This window comes from Gilliamella sp. B3892 (assembly GCF_026536305.1).
In the GTDB taxonomy this organism is placed as follows: Bacteria; Pseudomonadota; Gammaproteobacteria; order Enterobacterales; family Orbaceae; genus Gilliamella.
In genome coordinates this window covers 17,165-37,822 of record NZ_JAFNOK010000013.1, presented here as the reverse complement: position 1 = coordinate 37,822, position 20,658 = coordinate 17,165, and the positions used below count along the sequence as shown (strand labels likewise).

Sequence of the window (20,658 nt, the reverse complement as noted above, 5' to 3'; positions counted from 1 at the left end):
TTCAATAAAAAAACGGTCATAAATGACCGTTTTTATAAGCTAATTAATCTTCAATTAATTTTGGTGTCACCTCTAAAGGAATAATAGCTCCACGGTATTGAATGATCGTACCTGCAACTAAATGTCCTTGTACGGCAGATTGTGCCGGACTTCTTCCCGTTAAACGAGCACCGAGATACCCGGCACTGAATGAATCGCCAGCAGCAGTGGTATCGATAACTTTATCTTTGGCAATCTTGTTAGCAGGGACATCAAAACGTCCTTCGGCTGATTGAATAATGCAGCTATCACTACCCCGCTTGATGACAATTTCACTCACGCCAAAGTTTTGCGTTCTTTCGATAACTTTCTCATAAGGAAGCGCTCCCCATAACAAATCTTCATCATCCAGTGTTAAAAATGCGATATCAGTATAAGATAAGATATCTGCATACACGCTTCGGGCTAAATCTAAACTGCTCCATAAGCGCGGGCGGAAGTTATTATCAAAAATGACTTTTCCACCATTTGCTTTCACCTGTTTTAACAGGTCTAACAATTTAAGAATACTTTCAGCATCTAAAATTGCAATACTAATACCACTTAAATACACATAATCAAACTGGGCAATTTTTTTAATAATCTCTTCACTTTGCGAAGTTTTTAGCCAAAACTTAGCAGCGGCATCATTACGCCAATAATAGAAAGAGCGTTCACCATGCTCATCGGTAACTATAGAGTAAAGCCCGGGCATTTTATCTGCCATTTTTTGCACTAAATCAGTCTGTATATGCTCTTTTTGCCAGCTTTCTAACATTTCTTGGCTAAAGGGATCAGTACCGAGCCCTGTAACATAATGAATGGAAAAATCTTTATCTTTTAAAAGGCGGGATAAATAAACTGAAGTGTTTAAAGTGTCTCCACCAAAACTGCGGGTCGTCGAATCTTGTTTAATCGACAATTCAATCATACATTCGCCAATAACAGCAATTTTTGTCGTCATAGTGTTACCTATTGTCCTTACTCTAATTATAAATAGTCCAAAGCAATTTTTATCACAATTTTGCGAACTGTCGTAATTTTATTGTCAATCGCACAAAGCGGCTTATGCACTTCGTTTGGGAAAAATACGATAAAATCGTTGGGTTGCAAAACCAGCATGGTTTCTTCTTTAGGGGTTTGAATAAACGCAATATCATTATCGGCTAATTTATCTTCCAGCATCTTGGTATGTGGTGGCAAAGTGCAAATCGCCATGCCCTCTTGTCCTTCTAACACGATTTGAACATCGATATACTTATGATGATATTCAGGATTAGCCTCATTAATTAAGCGTAAAGTATTATCAGACAGCATAAAAAAAAGATTATCTCCGTCGATATCATAACGCCCAACAGGTGTATTTTGATTAACATTGTCTTTAATATACTCAATCGATTGCTTTATTTTGGCGGGCAAATAAGGGACTAAATCCAAATGATGAATGTTACCTAAAATCATACTCAATGATCCTTAATTTCTTAAATGAGGCAATAAGTTAAATTAGCTTTATCCGCTATCACTAAATAGCGAAGAAACCTTTGCTTAAAAAAGAAGTATATACTTAAGTCAGTCATTTTTGTAGATCAATTAATAATAAGTTTTTAAAGGTTTTTATGTTTTAAACAATATGCAAACATTGCTAAAAGGTTTGAAAATGAAAGAAAAATTGACAACTGGCTTTCTACTAAACTTGTCTCACAAACGGTCAAAATACCGTCGATAACGTATGATTACCAATATAATCAGCTAGCCTTACAACTTTTGGCACTACACTCCCTAATGTTACTTAACCACCAAACTAGTGTTCTGTAGCTTTAATTAAACATTGAGCAACTTCATTTAGCGCCCTATCCGTTCTTTCCCCTGTTGTCATACTGATTTTTTCTATTTTAATTCGATGAAATAAAGCATTGCACCATTGTTTTTAACTACGTAAATTCTTTTTACTTCTATGCGTTTAAATGCATCGTTAATATCATTTGATACGTTTTAGCAAACAGGCTATTTATTGTCCCAGTCTACAATTATTAAAAAAAGCTTCCTTAGTGTAAGGTGTGATAAAATAGTAAGATAATATTTACTTAAAGGTGATACTATGAAAAAAATAATGCTTATTGTGTTTATGATTTGTCTTTCATTTGTATCGCTTGCCAAAGTTGATGTGTCTAAAATTTATGGAAGAATTAAGATTGTTAATTCCTTTTCAGATTATAAAGTTAAAGTTGTGAATTCTTTTCCTGATTTAAAAGTTCAGAAAGTCAATGCGTTTGCAAATAGCGTGGGTAAATGGCAAATAGTCGATAGTTTTCCTGACTACAAAATACAAATCGTCGACTCATTCCCTGATTTTACTATCCAATATGTATCTAGTTTTCCAGGCATTAATCACTAATAGCTAATCTCAATTACTTTAATGCAATTTTTTGCTTGAAGCGATGTTTTGTTAATTTCGAGTGGATTAAAAAATCCCTATATTATTTGAATCGATAATTTTAGTAAAAAGTTTCAGATTAAATTCGTAAGACCGTCATAGCTACCGTTAAAAAAGGTACTTTGAGGATATTAGGTGAGACTAAAAAGCCTTGAAAAACAAGGCTTAAAATTAGAATGAATGATATGAGATTATATGATGTTGATTGCGGTTACTCCCACTCAATCGTCGCTGGCGGTTTGCCGCTGATATCGTAGACAACTCGTGAGATGCCATTGACTTCGTTGATAATACGATTTGATACTCGCCCTAAGAAGTCGTAAGGCAAATGCGCCCAGTGTGCAGTCATAAAGTCGATAGTTTCTACCGCACGCAATGAGACAACCCAATCATATTTGCGTCCGTCACCCATTACCCCAACAGAGCGTACCGGTAAGAATACGGTAAAGGCCTGACTGACTTTGTGGTATAGGTCGGCATTGTAGAGTTCTTCAATAAAAATGGCGTCAGCTTTGCGCAGTAAGTCGCAATACTCTTTTTTCACTTCGCCAAGAATCCTTACCCCTAAACCGGGACCCGGGAATGGGTGGCGGTATAACATATCGTAAGGTAATCCAAGTTCTAAGCCCACTTTACGTACTTCGTCTTTAAATAGTTCACGAAGTGGCTCTACTAATCCCATTTTCATATCTTCCGGTAAACCACCAACATTATGATGCGATTTAATCACATGCGCTTTGCCGGTATCAGCTGCTGCCGATTCGATTACATCGGGGTAGATCGTACCTTGAGCTAACCATTTAACATCTTTGAGTTTTGCAGCCTCTTCATCAAATACAGCAACAAATTCACGGCCAATTATTTTACGCTTCGCTTCGGGATCGGTTTCGCCTTTTAAGGCGGCTAAAAAACGATCTTCAGCATTAACCGCTATAATATTTAAACCAAATTTATTGCCAAACATGTCCATAACTTGTTTTGCTTCGTTCAAGCGTAATAGTCCATGATCAACAAACACACAGGTTAACTGATCGCCGATAGCTTGATGTAACAATAGTGCAGTTACCGAGGAATCCACCCCCCCGGATAAACCTAATAAAACTTTGTCATTTCCGACCTTTTCTTTTATTCGGGCAACAGCATCTGTGATGATTGAAGAAGGTGTCCATAGTTTTTGACAATGGCAAATATCAATGACAAATCGTTGAAGTAATTCATAACCTTTAACCGTATGGGTAACTTCCGGATGAAACTGAACGCCATAAAATTGTTTTTCATCATTTGCCATGATTGCAAAAGGACATGTTTCAGTGCGACCAATAACGGTAAAACTTTCAGGTAAAGCTGTTACTTTATCCCCATGACTCATCCAGACATCGAGCTGCTCTAAGCCTGCTTCGTTTTTGCTATCGAAGATGCCGTCAGTTAATTTTGAGCGACCAACAATATCGACTTTGGCGTATCCAAATTCACGTTGATTGGAACCAGTAACTTGTCCGCCATTACCAATTTGAACAGCCATTGTTTGCATTCCATAGCAGATACCTAAGACAGGCACGCCTGCATTAAAGACGTATTGAGGAGCTCTTGGGCTATTTTGTTCTGTCGTACTTTCAGGGCTGCCAGATAAAATGATACCTTTAGGATTAAATTGTTTGATTTTTTCTTCCGATACGTCCCATGGCCAAAGTTCACAATAAACACCAATTTCGCGGACACGACGAGCAATTAACTGGGTAACTTGAGAACCAAAATCAAGGATTAAAATACGTTGCTGGTGGATATCATTTTTCATCAAATTTATTCCTAAACTATGAACTATTACAAAATTGGGATGCTATTGTATCATTTACTGATTCAATTGAATTGATTAAATGAAAAAACAATTGTAAAAAATTTAATTTGTTAAATTTTAAACCTATCGAATATATCATTCAATATCAGCGTTAATACGATTGACTTTATTGGTAATGATTCACTTAAACTTTATTCACAACTAAATTTAACTGTTTGATTGATTACGTTTTTAATGGTATCTATATCGCTTTACTTAATTAATAAGTATACTTATAATAAAAACACTTATTAAAAAGGAGCAAAACAATGAACGCTATTTCAATCTCTTTCATCTTACCTACTCAGTCCAATCCAGCACAAATTTGGCAATACTTTATCGAACTTAATTTAAGAAAATTATGGGAAACTGATCTTGAAGACTTTCGTATAATCGGTGAACTAAAAACCGGGGCTAAAGGTATTTTTAAATTACAAAACATGCCCGAAATGGAAGTGACTTTATCAAAAGTGATTAACGAACAGGAATTTACTGAGCAATTTGATATGCCGGATATTGGATTACTTTTTTTCTCACATCAAATAATTCAAATAGCTGAAAATCAATATGCACTTAAAGCTGAAATTTCGCTAAAACCCGACCCTCAATTGGATACTAAGGCCTCGTATGATTTTATTAAACAGATTTCAGATGATATTATTGATAAAACTTACAAACTAAACAGTTTAGTAGAAAGGTAAATTATGACGAAGGACAATAAGTTTTTAACGCAATTCCAAAATGACGCTGAATCAATTGGTTTTATATTTATGAAAACTTATTCTTCCTGGCACACGAATATAAAAAAATGTTTAAAAAAACAGCTTATTACGCATCCTCAATTTATTGTGCTTGCCACTCTTGCTTATCTGTCTCAATATCCTGATGAAATTACGCAAGTTATTTTGTCTAATAAAACAAATATCGATGTGATGACCATTTCTCAAATATTAGAGAAGTTAGAAAAAAAGGATTATATAAAACGCTCTTGCTCAATCAAGGATAGTCGAGCAAAATCGATACAATTAACTCAAAAAGGCCTTGATAAGGCTAATGAAACAGTCCCTTTAGTTGAACAAATTGATAAGGAATTTTTTGCCGCGTTAAAAGATGAGAAACAAAAATTTATGGAAATGCTTTCAACATTATTAAAAAATCATGATGAAGAAAGTGCATAATTAATCATTATATGCTTATACAGATATTTGCCATTTTATGGTGAGATTAAATATAAAACGCAACGTCGTTCTTTATGACAAAAATATTCAAAAGGTAAGGTTAAAATAGTAACAATTGCTGTTTTAAGAGTGTTTTATGTCTAATACAATTTAAGCATTATGCGACCAACAAACCTGATTGGTAAATCTTATTAAGCATTGTTGATTTTCAAATTTCATTTGTCTTTTTATTAAAAAATATACGCAATGCATAACAAGCCATTGCGTATATTGAGATAATCAGATTGAATAAATTGGCAACGATCAATTCGATCTAAATTGAATTATCCAATTTACCATTTATGCTCTATACCTATATTTCCTCGATACCCTTGACGCTTTGTGTTACCCAGATCGTGTTCATAACGAGCATCACCATATACATGGAGGTTTTGCGCAATTGGGGTTTTAGCACCTAAGCCCAATTCGCCCCAGGTACGAGCATATTTCTCTTTAATACTATCTTTACCTATTGTGACATGACTTGGTTTAACAAAATCGTGCCAAATATTACCAATAGCGTATATTGATGTAATTTGTTGTTCTACGGTTTGATTATTATCGCCCATTCGAACGCCAATTCGTCCACGTAGTAAATCTTGATTATTTTGATCTACCCGACGATATTTATCAGTAAAACTATCTAAATCGACATGTTGATAAACAAGTTGCGCTTGAGGCTCAATGATCCAATAATTTAGATCATTATCGTTTTGAGAAAATTTGAATAAATGCCCTGTTTCAGCAGAAAGCGCAACTCCCCAACCATTTTGAGCATGCGGATTGTTACCGTTACGAGCTTCATATTTATTGCGCAAATATGAAAACTGCCCGACCAAATCCAAATAATTATTATTTATTGAGAAATAAGTATTGGTTAATCCCAAACTTACAGACTCTGATTTCCCTTTACCGGTTCGTTTATTGTGTGCAATTAAACCATGCTCAGCTCGATATTTATCTGAAAAATCGGTATGCCCTTTACTGTAAGTTACATATATACCAGTATAGTTATGGCTACCGTCATCACTGATATTATTTAATAAATCATGCCCAAATTGAAATCCATAAATATCAGAATCGACATTTAACCGATTTTTACCATCTTGTTTTAAATGTTTACCGATTAACCTGCCCCATGTTTCGCTTAAGATGCCGTCACAAGTGTTACAATTCGACAAGTCAAAATTCGTGTATTCTCCCCGACGTTCATGTAAAGAACTGATACTTAAAAGCCCTTGTTCCTGATTTACTCTCGCCATAGCAACATAACCTGCTATTGGACTTGCATAAATAGGTATAGGCTTAGCTGGCGTCGGCGGCGTTGGTGGTGTCGGCGGCGTTGGCGGTGTTGGCGGTGTTGGCGGCGTCGGCGGTGTCGGCGGTGTCGGCGGTGTCGGTGGCGTTGGCGGTGTTGGTGGTGTTGGCGGTGTTGGTGGTGTTGGTGGTGTTGGCGGTGTTGGCGGTGTTGGTGGTGTTGGCGGTGTAGCGGCTTGCATTGTCCAGAAATATTCATCGCCATTAGCTGTTTGTCGTTTAGCTAACTGAACTTCAGTGGCGCCTTTTGTATGCGCTTCACCAATAAAGTTATTTCCACTACCAGCTGTTCCAACAAAAATGAAGGCTGCACTGCTAATTACTTCAGCAACCTCCTTTATATTACCATCAATAATATTTTCCACACCTTGGGAATTTATTGGTATAACTTTTGTCAAACCACTAGCATTACCGGTGATTTTTAAAACATCAGATTGCGAATCATTTGCAGACCTTGTTGTGGTTTCATTCCAAAGTGTATTTACTTTTAATTTAGCATCATTTGAAGCACTATAGTTGCCGTCAATAGTTAATACATCATTATATTGATGATGTGATGTGTTATCTAAATCAATCAGACCGGAATCACTAATAACATTACCTTGTAAAATAAAATCATTTGAACCTGCATCTTCAAAAGCGCCATTAATTGTTGCCCCATTTGTTAGCATAACAGTATTAAATTTAGCGATGTTCTCGTTGTCCTTCTTTTTCAAATTCCAGCTAAAACCGTCAGCTAAATTAACATTGAGTGTTTGGGTAAGGTTATTATTAATGACTTCCCCCTCTTCAACTTTCACCGCACCTTTAGAGATCAACCCAGTCATACTCCCTTTTCCTGAAGCGTTAAAAGTTACAGAAGATCCTTGATAAGCATCTAGCCCTTGTTCAACCCCACTAGAATCATAAGTATTAGAGTAGAATACATAATTAGGTGCAGAATAATTACCACTGACATTAATAATATAGCCACTATCGTTAGCAGTCAGATTGGTTTTATCACCAGTAAAAGTTAAGAGCGTATCAATTTGCCCCTGATCGACAAAAATCAGATCTTTACGTCCAAGAGAGTTGCTGATAACCGGATCGTTACTTGTTCCGGTAGTAGTAAATATGGCATCTTTAAACCTGGCATTTAATCCATGCGATGCCGCTTGTTCAAGCACCCCACTTGGCGTTGCATCATCATGCGTACCAATTTCTAACGCATAGCCATTGGTTTTAACAATGGTTGAACTTTTATCATAATCGGCTTTAAATTGAGAATTACGAACCATTTTTATACCACTACCCTCTGTAGCATTAGTCGTATCTATGGTTAATTCTCCATAAGATTCAATAATTCCTGGACCTTCACCAGTATTACGTGTCTTCCCCAATTTAACACCAATGCTATCCCATTTAAGCATTGAATTATCGCTACCTTTATTAATAGTGATTGTGTTTTTTTCGCCTTTTAAGATCACTTTAGGTGTCAATTGACCTTGGCTACCGACACTATCAGCAGCATCATGGTTGGTTTGATTGCCTGAAACATAGATACCGATTGAGCGGTTTCCGGTTAGTGTCATATCCAAATTATTATTAACGATAACTTGACCGGCTGAACCTTCGCCAGAATTATTATAAGCGCCTTGAATAGCACGAATACCGTTATTTAAAATTGGTTGAGTTTTACCGCCTTGAGTGGTCTGATTGATTTTCAAATTATCAACGGTAATTGTACTGTATTTTCCATTATAATTACCATTTTCACCGGAATTTGCAGCAGAACCAACTAATATACCATATGCAGCAACACCTCCGCTTGAATTACGGCCTCGTGTATAATTGTCGTTTATATTCATCTCGACATTTTTGGCCGTTATATCAACATTGTGATAAGTAGCAAGACCGAAGATATTACCGTTGTTGCTGAGAGTGAAATTCAAATTACCGGCCTCAATTCGTCCGCCAGATACGCCATAAGTATATTGATTTCCAAGCGCGGTATAATCACCTAAAACATTGGCGGTCAGGGTTGTATCTCCCACATAAAGGGGTTCATGTAATTTACTTCTGGTAAGGATGTAAAAACCTGCATTGCCTGACTGGGTGGCTGTAGCGGCATTGATGTTATTACAGCTAGGGCTATTTTGCCCTACTAAATAAGATCCATCGGCACTCGCCGTACAATCTAGAGCAAAAGCTGAAGCAGAACTAACTAAAACGCATACAGTTATCATCGCTTTACTAGCACGTCGCGCTAATTCAGAACAAACTACAGTAGTGCCGGTGATAACATTAAATTTTGTTAGATAAATTTGGTTCATATCAATTTCCTTCAAATTAATGATAAAAATAAGTACGACCACTTAGTAACAATCGACAATGACAATGATTTATTTTAGATAGATCTTAAATTCAAGATTAAAAATAGATATCGACAGCAGCTAAAATGTAAAATGCTAACATTGAACTTTTTTAACGGCTGTTTGAGCTTTTGACTTGTGATAACCAAAGAAACAAAGATTGTTTTTCAACACTTTTTTACAGATAGATTTCGTTAACAATACATCCCTGAGTCCAAATGGACAAAAGAAGGATAAAATCCAAAGACGTTTAGTCGCCGCCGGATGATAAGATTTTACAAAATCGATGTAAGGCTTTTCTTTATTAAGATATTGTTGTTCTTCTTCGTTATTAAAATAAGCCCAATTAATATAACCTAATGGCTGATTATTTTTAATAACTAAAACATAATTCTTGGATTGGATGATAGGTAATAATACGCTTAAAGCCGAATCTAAAGCGACATTTTTATATTTAGGATTTTGATTCCATAACCAAATCATAGCCCCTAACACCTCGGCTTCATTACTTAAGGTATCTGGATATAAACTAGGTGCTATAACTCTAATAACGTCTTTTGCAACACTATTCATATAGCTTTACCATTGTTAACTTTTATTTACAATTGTATTACAGAATGATCAAAACTTCATTAAATAAATAATAATGATCATAATCAATAAGTTAAGTGGGTTCTTTTCAGATTACTTTGGCTATAAGTAGTTAAAGTATTTAAAAAGCCAGTATTATGATCAAACATAACAGCATCTCTTCTTTCAAATATTTTATTTATGAATAAAAATTCATTTTGTGCAACATTAGGCTCAATTCGCTGGAAAACTCGATTTATTTAAAATTATGAGAGAGCTATAAAATGCCAGAAGTAAATCTTTATACGAAATGTAGGAATCAAAAATAAATGTTATAAGTTCCATTAGATTGATATAAAAAGAGGTGAAAATATTCACCTCTTATTGTTATCAACATTTGACTCGTTAAGATTATTTATTTACGTTTTGTTCTTGTGCTGATTGAATTGCAGTTAAGGCAATTGTATAGACAATATCATCAACTAACGCACCACGTGATAAATCATTCACAGGTTTACGCATGCCTTGTAACATTGGTCCAATAGACACAAGATCGGCAGAACGTTGTACCGCTTTATAAGTGGTATTACCAGTATTAAGATCAGGGAAAATAAACACTGTCGCTTTACCGGCAACTTGAGAGTTAGGCGCTTTAGATTTAGCCACATCAGGCATTACCGCTGCATCGTATTGTAAAGGTCCGTCGATCATTAAATCAGGACGTTTTTCTTGAGCAATTTTGGTCGCTTCTTTCACTTTTTCAACATCAGCACCTTGTCCGGAACTACCTGTAGAATAAGAGATCATCGCAACACGTGGTTCGATGCCAAAGGCAATTGCAGTATCGGCTGATTGAATCGCAATTTCAGCAAGTTCTTGCGCATTTGGATCAGGATTAATCGCACAGTCACCATAAATATAAACTTGATCAGGCATTAACATAAAGAACACAGATGATACCAATGAACTACCCGGCGCTGTCTTGATTAATTGTAATGGCGGACGAATGGTATTAGCAGTAGTATGCACTGCACCAGAGACTAAACCATCAACTTCGTTAGCTTCCAGCATCATAGTACCAAGTACCACATTATCAGCGAGTTGCTCACGTGCGATAACTTCAGTCATACCTTTGTTTTTACGCAGTTCAACTAAACGTGGAACATATTTTTCACGAATAGTTTCCGGATCAACAATTTCAACACCTTCACCTAAAGTCACACCCTGTTGAGCGGCGACCTTACGAACTTCATCAGGATTACCAAGCAATACACATTTAGCAATATGACGCTCTGCACAAATTGCCGCTGCTTTAACAGTTCGTGGCTCATCACCTTCAGGTAAAACCACCACTTTTTTCGCATTACGTGCCAGTTCAGTTAATTGATAACGGAAAGCCGGAGGCGATAAACGACGTGCAGAATTTACCACTTCATTAAGTGATTTAATCCAATTTGTATCAATATGATCAGCAACAAAGTTTTGGGTATTTTCCATACGCTCTTTGTCATCAACCGGAATTTCTAAATTAAATTGTTGTAAATTGATTGATGTTTGGAAAGTATTGGTTTGGACAGTAAATACCGGCAATCCTGTATCAAATGCTGGTTGGCATAGCTTGTAGATTGTATCATCGATTTCATAGCCACCCGTTAATAATACACCACCAATAGCAACGCCATTCATTGCGGCTAAACAAATAGTCACCAATACATCTGAGCGGTCAGCAGAGGTAACTAACAGCGCATTTGGTTGTAAATGACTGATGATGTTAGGCACGCTACGTGAACAGAATGAAACATGTTTAATACGGCGGCTTTTAATGCCTCCTTCATTAATGATTTTAGCATCAAAATGGTTAGCAATATCAATAGCACGGCAAGCGCTAAGATCGATATTCCACGGAATACAACCTAACACTGGCAGTGGGCTGTGTTCACTTAAATCTTTAATGGTAATTTTTTTATCATCAAATTTAGGGGTATGATAGATTTCGGCTACATCCGGACGAGCAAGGCTTTGCTCTTCAACCGGTGCATTGACTTTATTAACAATAACACCCACAATTTTTTCATTTTTAATGCCACCAAAATTTGAACGAGCAATTTCAATGCGTTCTTTAAGTTGTTCAGGCGTATCTTTACCCATATTAACAACAAAAATAATTTCAGCACCAAGGGTTTTAGCAATATTATTATTGAGTTCATTTGCGAAAGGATAATCGCTGGTTGGTACAATACCTTCAACTAAAACGACATCAGCGCCTTTCGTATTTTCAGCATATAAAGCGACAATTTCTTCCATTAGCACATCTTGTTGATTTAAACCTAACAAGTTTTCAACATGGCTCATTTTAAGCGGTTTTAATGCCGGAATTGATGTATTGTGGCTAACTAAAGTGGTGGTATTATCTGGCGCATCGCCACCGGCTCGTGGTTGAGCAACCGGTTTAAATACATTTAGGTTAATTCCTTGACGCTCCATAGCTCGAATAACACCCAGGCTCACACCTGTCAACCCAACGTTGGTTCCGGTCGGAATGAGCATAATAGTACGAGACATAATCGATTTCCTCTTAATTCTTTATTAAATATAAAAACAAACCGCCATGAAGGCGGTTTTATTTGTCTTTTAAGCAGTTAGACGCGCTGCATCTTGCGCAATGACTAATTCTTCATTAGTTGGAATTACCATTGCAATTGCTGAACCATCTTTAGTGATTGTACCACCTTTACCAAAACGTGCAGCTAAGTTGCGCTCTTGATCTAATTCAAATCCAAGAATAGATAATTTTTGAAGTGCCATACGACGAACTTCTTCAGCATTCTCACCGATACCACCGGTAAAGATAATTGCATCTAAACGACCGTCTAATAACATGGCATATCCACCAATGTATTTCACTAAGCGATGAACGAAAACATCTAAAGCATTTTTAGCATTTTCATCTGTGTCATAGTTATCAGTCACGTAGCGGCAATCACTGCTCACACCAGTTAAACCTAATAAACCTGATTTTTTGTTTAAAAGATTATTAATATCTGCAACAGACATATTTAAATTGTCATGTAAGAAGAACATGATAGCGGGATCGATATCACCACTACGAGTCCCCATAACTAATCCCTCTAATGGCGTTAGACCCATAGACGTTTCAACACATTTACCATTTTTAACCGCAGTAATAGACGCACCATTACCTAAGTGACAAGTAATCACATTAGTTTCATCAACAGGTTTATTTAATAATCTAGCAGCTTCACGGCTAACATAATAGTGGCTAGTACCATGTGCACCGTAACGACGTACACCGTGTTTAGTGTAAAGCTCGTTTGGAATCGCATATAAGTATGCTTCTTTCGGCATGGTTGTGTGGAATGCAGTATCAAACACAGCAACATTTTTATCTTTTAAATGAGGGAAAGCAGCAAACGCTTCACGGATACCGATTAAGTGCGCAGGGTTATGTAGTGGTGCAAAGGCAGAGGCTTCTTCAATACCTTTTAAAACAGAATCGTCAATCACAACAGATTGAGTGTATTTTTCACCACCATGTACAATTCGGTGACCAATAGATTTAATACTATCTAATAATTCTGGTTTTTGTGGGAAGATGCTATTAACAATAAACTTAATTGCTTCACTGTGTGCAGCACCTGCACCTAAAGAAGCTTCGTTCTTAACACCATCAAGTTTCCACTTAATACGAGCATCAGGAAGATTAAAACATTCAGCTAACCCAGATAAAAACTCATCACCATTTTCAGGGTTAATAATGGCAAATTTTAATGATGAACTTCCACAGTTAAGAACAAGAGCGTTATTACTTGATGACATAGTAATTCCTATATATTGAATAAAAAGATATATACCAATCAAAATTGGTAACTCAACACATGATTTAACAATCGATGCGATTTTATAAGGTGACTTCTGATATCTTGTGTTTTGAGATAGAATAAAGAGAGTCCCCAATTTGAATGGCACTATTTTAAGACAATAAAATACGAATGTCGAGGAATCCCCAACAGATGAATTTAATTAAAAATTTTAAGGCAGGTCAAAGATATATGGCGCTTTGTCCAATGGATAAAGCGCTTTCTTATTCTTTTCCTGAATTAAAAATCATAAACCACATAAAAACCGCAAAAAAATATTTACCGCCTATCATTGTTTTTATTGCTGTTTGGCAATATTTTATGCCGGCACAATTAGCCGTAACAGTGATAACTATTCTTTTTGCACTGAGTTTACCTATTCAAGGTATCTGTTGGTTGGGTAAACGATCGCAATCCCCGTTACCGCTCAATTTGGTGGACTGTTATAATCACATCAAAGCTCAGCTTATTGAAAAAAAAGTACTCGAAGAAAATAAAAACAACCGTGAAAAATTAACATTTGAATCTTTCATGAAGCTAATTAAACTATCAAAAACCCATTTTGGCAGCTATTTTGGTCAAGATGATGACAATAAGCTTGATATTTAAGATTAAAAAACAATGCAAAAATTTCTAGCCCAATTAGATGCGCAAATTACGGCTCTTGAACAACAGATCAAACTATCAGATCAACAACCTTTTCAAGAGCACTATTTTGATGAACAACTGTTTAATCAGCCTAAAATCGCCACTAACTGTGATTATTACTTAGAAAAAATTAAGCTAACCTATCAGGCATTGTGCGATAGTGTACATTCCAATAAGCTTGAACAGATGACCTTTTTATCTGACAAGCTGATCAATCAAATGACAGCGCTAACCCGAGAGTTAGCCACTCACCAATTACGCCAAAACAAGAGTGATACGGTGTTTCACGAAACACTTTATGAAAAACACTCAAGGCATCTTGATTACCTACGCCGATTACAAGAGATGAAGTATGAACTGGAACTATCAGCCGAATCTATTGACCATGTAAAAATCGCAACACTGGATAATCGTATTTATCGTTGCGAAAAAGCCATTGAGGCGATTGAGTTAGAAATGGAAAGCGCGGGTAATACCTAGTAATTACCACTTTATACTAATCAATTTATTTATCGAATTGCTAGCGTTTCTATTCTGCTTATTACCAAAATGCATATTGTTATAATTATTAATTAGTATCATCTTTTTGAGTTATATTTATAATACTAACGATAATTTGTGATAATACTTTGGTGTTGTTCCGTTTAATGTTTTTTAATAAGGATTCTGATATGAGTAAAATATTTGATGATAATTCACAAACTATTGGCCACACGCCTTTGGTGCGATTAAAGCATTTTGGTCATGGTAACATTTTAGCCAAAGTGGAATCACGTAACCCGAGTTTCAGTGTTAAATGTCGAATTGCATCAAACATGATTTGGGATGCTGAAAAACGTGGCTTATTAACTCCCGATGTTGAATTAGTTGAACCAACCAGCGGTAATACCGGTATCGCTCTTGCAGCAGTAGCCGCTGCTCGTGGTTATAAATTAACCTTAACAATGCCAGAAAGTATGAGCATTGAACGCCGAAAATTGTTAAAAGCGTTAGGTGCTAATCTGGTATTAACCGAAGCTGCGAAAGGCATGAAAGGGGCAATTGAAAAAGCCGAAGAGATCGTTGCCAGCAATCCGCAACGCAATATTATGCTACAACAATTTAGCAATCCAGCTAATCCCGAAATCCACGAAAAAACCACCGGACCTGAAATTTGGTTAGACACTGACGGCCAAATAGATATTTTTATTGCCGGTGTAGGCACTGGCGGTACATTTACCGGGGTAAGCCGTTTTATTAAAAAAACTCAAGGAAAAAATATTACAGCCGTCGCTGTCGAGCCGACTAACTCCCCGGTTATTTCGCAAGCATTAGCGGGCGAGCCTATAAAACCGGGTCCACATAAAATCCAAGGTATTGGTGCCGGATTTATTCCGTCGAATCTCGATTTAAGCTTAGTTGATTTAGTCGAAAAAGTATCTAATGAAGAAGCCATTGATACAGCCCGTATCTTAATGGAAAAAGAAGGTATTTTAGCCGGCATCTCATCGGGGGCAGCCGTATTTGCTGCTGATAGACTAGCGAAGTTACCTGAAAATGCCAATAAAACCATTGTTGTGATTTTGCCTTCTTCCGGTGAACGCTATTTAAGTACAGACCTATTTAGTGGCATTTTTACTGAAAAAGAGCTAGGTTAATTATTATTCACCAAAAAAGCGCAATGAATCAATTATTGCGCTTTTCGGTTTAACTAGCCTTTATAATGGTTTGCTAACCTAATTTAAAAAATAATCAATTAGCTTTCATAAATAATGCCAAAATGCCGATAAGCGTGTGGTGTGGCAATTCGGCCTCGTGGTGTTCTTTGAATATAGCCTTGTTGAATTAAAAACGGTTCAAGCACATCTTCGATCGTTTCCCGTTCTTCACCAATTGCCGCAGCAATATTATCCAATCCTACCGGGCCTCCCATGAATTTTTCAATAATGGCAAGTAAAAGTTTACGATCCATATAGTCAAATCCTTCATTATCAACATCAAGCATATCCAATGCTAAGGTTGCTATCTTTTCATCGATAATACCTTTTGATTTAACATCAGCGTAATCACGAACACGGCGTAATAAACGATTGGCAATACGAGGCGTACCTCGAGAGCGTTTAGCAATTAAGTGGGCACCTTCACTCGATAAGTCCATACCTAAAAATTTAGCACTGCGACCAACGATATACTCTAAATCTTCAACACGATAAAATTCAAGGCGCTGAACAATGCCAAAACGATCACGTAAAGGCGAAGTTAACGATCCGGCTCGAGTCGTGGCACCAATTAACGTGAAAGGTGGCAGATCAATTTTAATCGAACGAGCCGCCGGCCCTTCACCTATCATGATATCTAGCTGGTAATCTTCCATTGCCGGATATAAAATCTCTTCAACAACAGGCGAAAGGCGATGAATTTCATCAATAAAAAGCACGTCATTCGGCTCTAAATTGGTCAGCATTGCCGCTAAATCACCGGCTTTTTCTAAGACTGGTCCGGAAGTGGTACGTAAATTAACGTTCATTTCATTGGCAACAATATTGGCTAACGTTGTTTTGCCCAGCCCCGGCGGGCCGAAGATCAGAACATGATCAAGCGCATCACAACGCTGCTTAGCCGCTTGTATAAAGATTTTCATCTGCTCACGAACTTGCGGTTGTCCGATATACTCGTCTAAATATTTTGGACGAATAGCACGATCTAACGATTCTTCTTCTTTTTGAGCTTGTGGAGCAATTAAACGATCTGCTTCGATCATAATTATTTCCTATCTATAATGCTGATTTTAAAGCTTCACGTATGAGCATTTCACAATCCATTTCCGGTTTGATCACTTTGCTAATAATACGGCTTGCTTCTTGAGGCTTATAACCGAGAGCGATAAGCGCCGAAATAGCCTCGCTTTCAATTTGATTTGCCGATTTTTTAACATCACCTTGCTCAATCACAGTTTTTAATGATGATAACCCTTCGCCAATATTTTTTACCCGATCTTTCATTTCGACAATTAAGCGTTCTGCTGTTTTCGTCCCAACGCCAGGTAATTTGACTAAGGTTTTAATTTCACCTTGTTCGACCGCTGCAATAAATTGTGCTGCTGACATGCCGGATAAAATTGCTAAAGCTAATTTGGGACCAATACCATTGACTTTAATCAGTTCACGAAATAGCTCTCGTTCTTGTTCATGATTAAATCCATATAACAATTGCGCATCTTCTCGCACAACAAAATGGGTTAAAACAATCACTTCTTGCCCATTATCTGGTAACTCATAAAAACAGGTCATCGGCATAAAAACATTGTAACCGACACCACCAACATCGATTAACACTTTGGGTGGCTGTTTTTCAATTATGATCCCACGTAAACGACCTATCACAATTTATCCTTAATAATTTAGGGTTGAATAATATAAGCGATGTGACATTCGTTGCTAAATATGCTAAATGTTTTACGCATTTGCACTGCATATTTTTAAATGTTAATCACTTAATTTTAACCGTTGATGATTATCGATTAGTTTACCTGATAGAAAAAAATTAATAAAGATAAACTGTATAAATAGACAGGAAAACCCAAAACAATTTTGCCGACATAAGTCGGCAAAAATAAGATTGGATAAATAGGTTAATGCATTAATTAAAAAGGCATTTTAAAGCCCGGCGGTAATTGCATTCCACCAGTAACTTGCGCCATTCTCTCTTTTTGCGCTTCTTCTAAGCGACGGGTCGCATCATTAAAGGCCGCCGCAATCAAATCTTCTAACATCTCTTTATCATCTTCGGTAAGAAGTGAAGGATCGATTTCAACACGTTTACAGTTATGTGCACCATTAACAGTCACTTTAACAATACCGGCACCGGACTCACCCGTCACTTCAAGTTTGGCAATCTCTTCCTGAGCTTGTTGCATTTTAGCTTGCATTTGTTGGGCTTGTTTCATTAAATTGCCCAAGCCACCTTTTCCACCTGAAAACATAATTATTCCTCGTTAATAACAGTTAGCCTTAGATTATACAGGACGAATACTCGCTTCATCAATCTTTGCTTCAAAACATTGACAAATCATCGCAACTTTTGGATCTTCGATGATAGTTTGCTTCGCTTGCGCTAATTTTTGTTGATACAACGCTTCACGCATTTCTAAAGGCGTTTTTATCGCTTGATTATCATCAATAATCACTTTGACTTTCAAATTTTGTTGACGTTTATCACTTAAAGCTTTTTCTAATTTCGCTGTATTTACTGATGTATTAATGAGATGTTTAACCGAAGAGCGCATATGTAACACAACATTATCATCATCAAGTTGTTCAATATAAGAATTGATAGCAATTTGTTTAATTAATGGCGCGATATCTAACTGCTCAATTTCGGCACACCATGCATCTTTTTGTGCCATTTCATCAATTAATTTTTTTATCATTTCGGGGGTTTTATCACCATTTAGCGATTCCCGAAATGATTTGGTATCAATAGCTAACTCATCTTTGGTTTCAACAAGCCCACAAGATTGCCATTGATAGTTTTCCGCGGTGATTTCTGGCTCATCATCATTTTCGATACTATCGCTTTGCCTATCAACATTGACATTGGTTGATTGCTCGGATTGTGTTGCGGATGATGATACCTTTTTAATCAACCTGTTTTTTGGTTGATTAGTATCAACCAATTCAGACTTTTTTGGTGTTTGTTCCTCTTTTATTAATTTACTGCGCATCTCTAAAATATTTTTGGTAAGAGACGGTGCATCATCGGGAATCGATAGATCTGCTGTCATAACATTTTGCATAGGCTCTACATTATTATTTGCTACACCAGACTGAGCCTGAGATAGCGCCTCGGTAGTTGTTGCCGGTTTTGCAGAAGCGGGCGTTGGAGCTATAGGCGCAGCTAATTTGGCTTTAACCTCGCTATCGATTTTAGGTTGAACGTGCACAGGCTGAGCCTGCTTTGCTGGCGCAACTTGCGGCTGATTAAAGTTAGCGTTATTGGTTGCCGCTGGTGTAGCACCAACCGCTTTTGGCATAAAAGCTAACGCGCGCAAAAAGCTCATCTCAGCACCAATTTTTTTATCGGGCGCATAAGCAAGCTCTTTTCGACCCATTAATAAAATCTGATAAAACAGCTGTACATCATTAGGTGCCATATACTGAGCTAAAAATCGTATTCGCTCCTCATTATCGGTATATTCGCCTAATGCTGTTGGCACTATTTGCAGGAGCGCAACTTGATGTAATAAGGCGATACTTTCTGCTAACAAATTATCCCAATCTGCACCTTGCATAGCCGCAGATTCAATTTGTTGCATCATCGCATTGCCGTCACCATGATAAAGCGCTTCAATTAGCGAAAATGGGATAGATTTATCCAATGTGCCTAACATTGCCGCAACCGAATCAGCATCAACCTGACCATTACCTAAAGCGATTGCTTGGTCGGTTAAACTTAACGCATCACGCATACTGCCATTAGCCGCCTTAGCCAATAGCTGTAACGCTTTCGGTTCACTATCAATTTTTTCTAATTGCAAGATATGCGCTAATTGCTGGGCAATAAGAGAAGTATCAAGCATATTTAAATGCAAATGCAAACACCGAGACAGTATGGTGATCGGCAGTTTTTGCGGATCGGTTGTTGCCAATAAGAATTTAACGTGTTCAGGCGGCTCTTCAAGTGTTTTTAACAGTGCGTTAAAACTACTTCGAGAAAGCATATGTACTTCATCGATAAGATAAACTTTGAAACGGCCTTTGGTTGGCAGATATTGAATGTTATCTAAGATTTCACGAGTATCTTCAACCTTTGTTCTTGATGCGGCATCAATTTCAAGTAAATCAACAAATCGACCCTGTTCAATATCACGACAGTTATCACAAACACCACAGGGCGTTGCAGTGATACCTTTTTCACAATTTAATCCTTTAGCTAATAATCGTGCAATTGACGTTTTACCCACGCCTCGTGTGCCGGAAAATAGATAAGCATGATGAACTCGTCCTAACGAAAGGGCATTTGATAAAATTTTAAGGACATGTTGCTGTCCTACCACTTCAGTAAATGATTTTGGTCGCCATTTGCGCGCCAGAACTTGATAACTCATGATCACCATTATATATAGCCAATAAATTTGCGCTAATAATAACATAAAGAGTTAAATTAGTCTTTAATTTGCCGATTAAGTGGGCTGTAGATCTGATAATTTTTATACTGAAACGTAGGGTATTTCTGAAACTTCTTGACAAGGATTTTACCCTTTGATACTTAAATCAAATAGGATTTTATAGCTTAATAAATCTTTAAATTTTGTTAACACTACCGCTAAACAGATTTATTTTTTTATCCAGATAAACTCATATGGCTCAAAAGTTAAATGACGATATTTCAATCATGCTTTGACTAGTCACGA

The 20,658-nt window shown here is 36.9% G+C and carries 17 protein-coding genes; 6 read left to right on the top strand and 11 right to left on the bottom strand.

What is annotated here, in order from left to right; genetic code table 11:
• Nucleotides 1-43 precede the first annotated feature (43 nt).
• Nucleotides 44-982, bottom strand: a complete 939-nt coding sequence (locus J3U74_RS11080) for a sugar kinase (RefSeq protein ID WP_267329211.1) — start codon at nucleotides 980-982, stop codon at nucleotides 44-46.
• 26 nt (nucleotides 983-1,008) lie between these two features.
• The gene (locus tag J3U74_RS11075) at nucleotides 1,009-1,479 is read right to left on the bottom strand and encodes a YhcH/YjgK/YiaL family protein (protein ID WP_267329212.1); all 471 of its coding nucleotides are present in this window, start codon (nucleotides 1,477-1,479) and stop codon (nucleotides 1,009-1,011) included.
• A gap of 637 nt (nucleotides 1,480-2,116) precedes the next feature.
• Here J3U74_RS11075 and J3U74_RS11070 point away from each other — a divergent pair.
• On the top strand, nucleotides 2,117-2,413 hold the full coding sequence (locus J3U74_RS11070) for a hypothetical protein (RefSeq protein WP_267329213.1): 297 nt from the start codon (nucleotides 2,117-2,119) through the stop codon (nucleotides 2,411-2,413).
• Nucleotides 2,414-2,663: 250 nt separating this feature from the next.
• Here the strand turns inward: J3U74_RS11070 and guaA are convergent, their stop codons facing one another.
• The gene (gene guaA, locus J3U74_RS11065; protein ID WP_267329214.1) at nucleotides 2,664-4,247 is read right to left on the bottom strand and encodes a glutamine-hydrolyzing GMP synthase; all 1,584 of its coding nucleotides are present in this window, start codon (nucleotides 4,245-4,247) and stop codon (nucleotides 2,664-2,666) included.
• A gap of 308 nt (nucleotides 4,248-4,555) precedes the next feature.
• On the opposite strand from guaA, the gene J3U74_RS11060 reads away from it, so the two are divergent.
• Both J3U74_RS11060 and J3U74_RS11055 read left to right on the top strand, forming a co-directional pair.
• Nucleotides 4,556-4,987: a hypothetical protein gene (locus tag J3U74_RS11060; protein ID WP_267329215.1), complete on the top strand. Its 432-nt coding sequence runs from the start codon at nucleotides 4,556-4,558 to the stop codon at nucleotides 4,985-4,987.
• A gap of 69 nt (nucleotides 4,988-5,056) precedes the next feature.
• Nucleotides 5,057-5,464, top strand: coding sequence for a MarR family winged helix-turn-helix transcriptional regulator (locus J3U74_RS11055; RefSeq protein WP_267329216.1), 408 nt, complete (start codon nucleotides 5,057-5,059; stop codon nucleotides 5,462-5,464).
• Between the two features lie 332 nt (nucleotides 5,465-5,796).
• Here the strand turns inward: J3U74_RS11055 and J3U74_RS11050 are convergent, their stop codons facing one another.
• The 4 genes from J3U74_RS11050 to J3U74_RS11035 all read right to left on the bottom strand — a co-directional run bounded on the left by J3U74_RS11050 (nucleotide 5,797) and on the right by J3U74_RS11035 (nucleotide 13,578).
• Entirely contained in the window at nucleotides 5,797-9,132 is a 3,336-nt protein-coding gene (locus tag J3U74_RS11050; RefSeq protein ID WP_267329217.1) for an autotransporter outer membrane beta-barrel domain-containing protein, read from the bottom strand.
• 135 nt (nucleotides 9,133-9,267) lie between these two features.
• A complete protein-coding gene (locus tag J3U74_RS11045) occupies nucleotides 9,268-9,744 on the bottom strand; it encodes a toxin-activating lysine-acyltransferase (RefSeq protein WP_267329218.1) in 477 nt (158 codons plus the stop codon).
• Nucleotides 9,745-10,152: 408 nt separating this feature from the next.
• Complete coding sequence (gene pta, locus J3U74_RS11040; protein ID WP_220217456.1) at nucleotides 10,153-12,303, bottom strand: phosphate acetyltransferase; 2,151 nt, start codon at nucleotides 12,301-12,303, stop codon at nucleotides 10,153-10,155.
• Nucleotides 12,304-12,372: 69 nt separating this feature from the next.
• Entirely contained in the window at nucleotides 12,373-13,578 is a 1,206-nt protein-coding gene (locus tag J3U74_RS11035) for an acetate kinase (protein WP_220217457.1), read from the bottom strand.
• Nucleotides 13,579-13,772: 194 nt separating this feature from the next.
• Here J3U74_RS11035 and yfbV point away from each other — a divergent pair, with 194 nt between their 5' ends.
• The 3 genes from yfbV (at nucleotide 13,773) to cysK (ending at nucleotide 15,904) form a co-directional block, all read left to right on the top strand.
• The gene (gene yfbV, locus J3U74_RS11030) at nucleotides 13,773-14,228 is read left to right on the top strand and encodes a terminus macrodomain insulation protein YfbV (protein WP_220217458.1); all 456 of its coding nucleotides are present in this window, start codon (nucleotides 13,773-13,775) and stop codon (nucleotides 14,226-14,228) included.
• A gap of 12 nt (nucleotides 14,229-14,240) precedes the next feature.
• A complete protein-coding gene (priC, locus tag J3U74_RS11025) occupies nucleotides 14,241-14,747 on the top strand; it encodes a primosomal replication protein PriC (RefSeq protein WP_267329219.1) in 507 nt (168 codons plus the stop codon).
• 191 nt (nucleotides 14,748-14,938) lie between these two features.
• Nucleotides 14,939-15,904: a cysteine synthase A gene (gene cysK, locus J3U74_RS11020; protein WP_220217460.1), complete on the top strand. Its 966-nt coding sequence runs from the start codon at nucleotides 14,939-14,941 to the stop codon at nucleotides 15,902-15,904.
• A gap of 98 nt (nucleotides 15,905-16,002) precedes the next feature.
• On the opposite strand, the gene ruvB is transcribed toward cysK, so the two are convergent.
• The 4 genes from ruvB to dnaX form a co-directional block, all read right to left on the bottom strand.
• The gene (ruvB, locus tag J3U74_RS11015; protein ID WP_220217461.1) at nucleotides 16,003-17,007 is read right to left on the bottom strand and encodes a Holliday junction branch migration DNA helicase RuvB; all 1,005 of its coding nucleotides are present in this window, start codon (nucleotides 17,005-17,007) and stop codon (nucleotides 16,003-16,005) included.
• 13 nt (nucleotides 17,008-17,020) lie between these two features.
• Entirely contained in the window at nucleotides 17,021-17,629 is a 609-nt protein-coding gene (gene ruvA, locus J3U74_RS11010; protein WP_220217462.1) for a Holliday junction branch migration protein RuvA, read from the bottom strand.
• 260 nt (nucleotides 17,630-17,889) lie between these two features.
• Entirely contained in the window at nucleotides 17,890-18,228 is a 339-nt protein-coding gene (locus J3U74_RS11005; protein WP_220217463.1) for a YbaB/EbfC family nucleoid-associated protein, read from the bottom strand.
• A gap of 33 nt (nucleotides 18,229-18,261) precedes the next feature.
• Nucleotides 18,262-20,352: a DNA polymerase III subunit gamma/tau gene (gene dnaX, locus J3U74_RS11000; RefSeq protein ID WP_267329220.1), complete on the bottom strand. Its 2,091-nt coding sequence runs from the start codon at nucleotides 20,350-20,352 to the stop codon at nucleotides 18,262-18,264.
• Nucleotides 20,353-20,658: the final 306 nt, after the last annotated feature.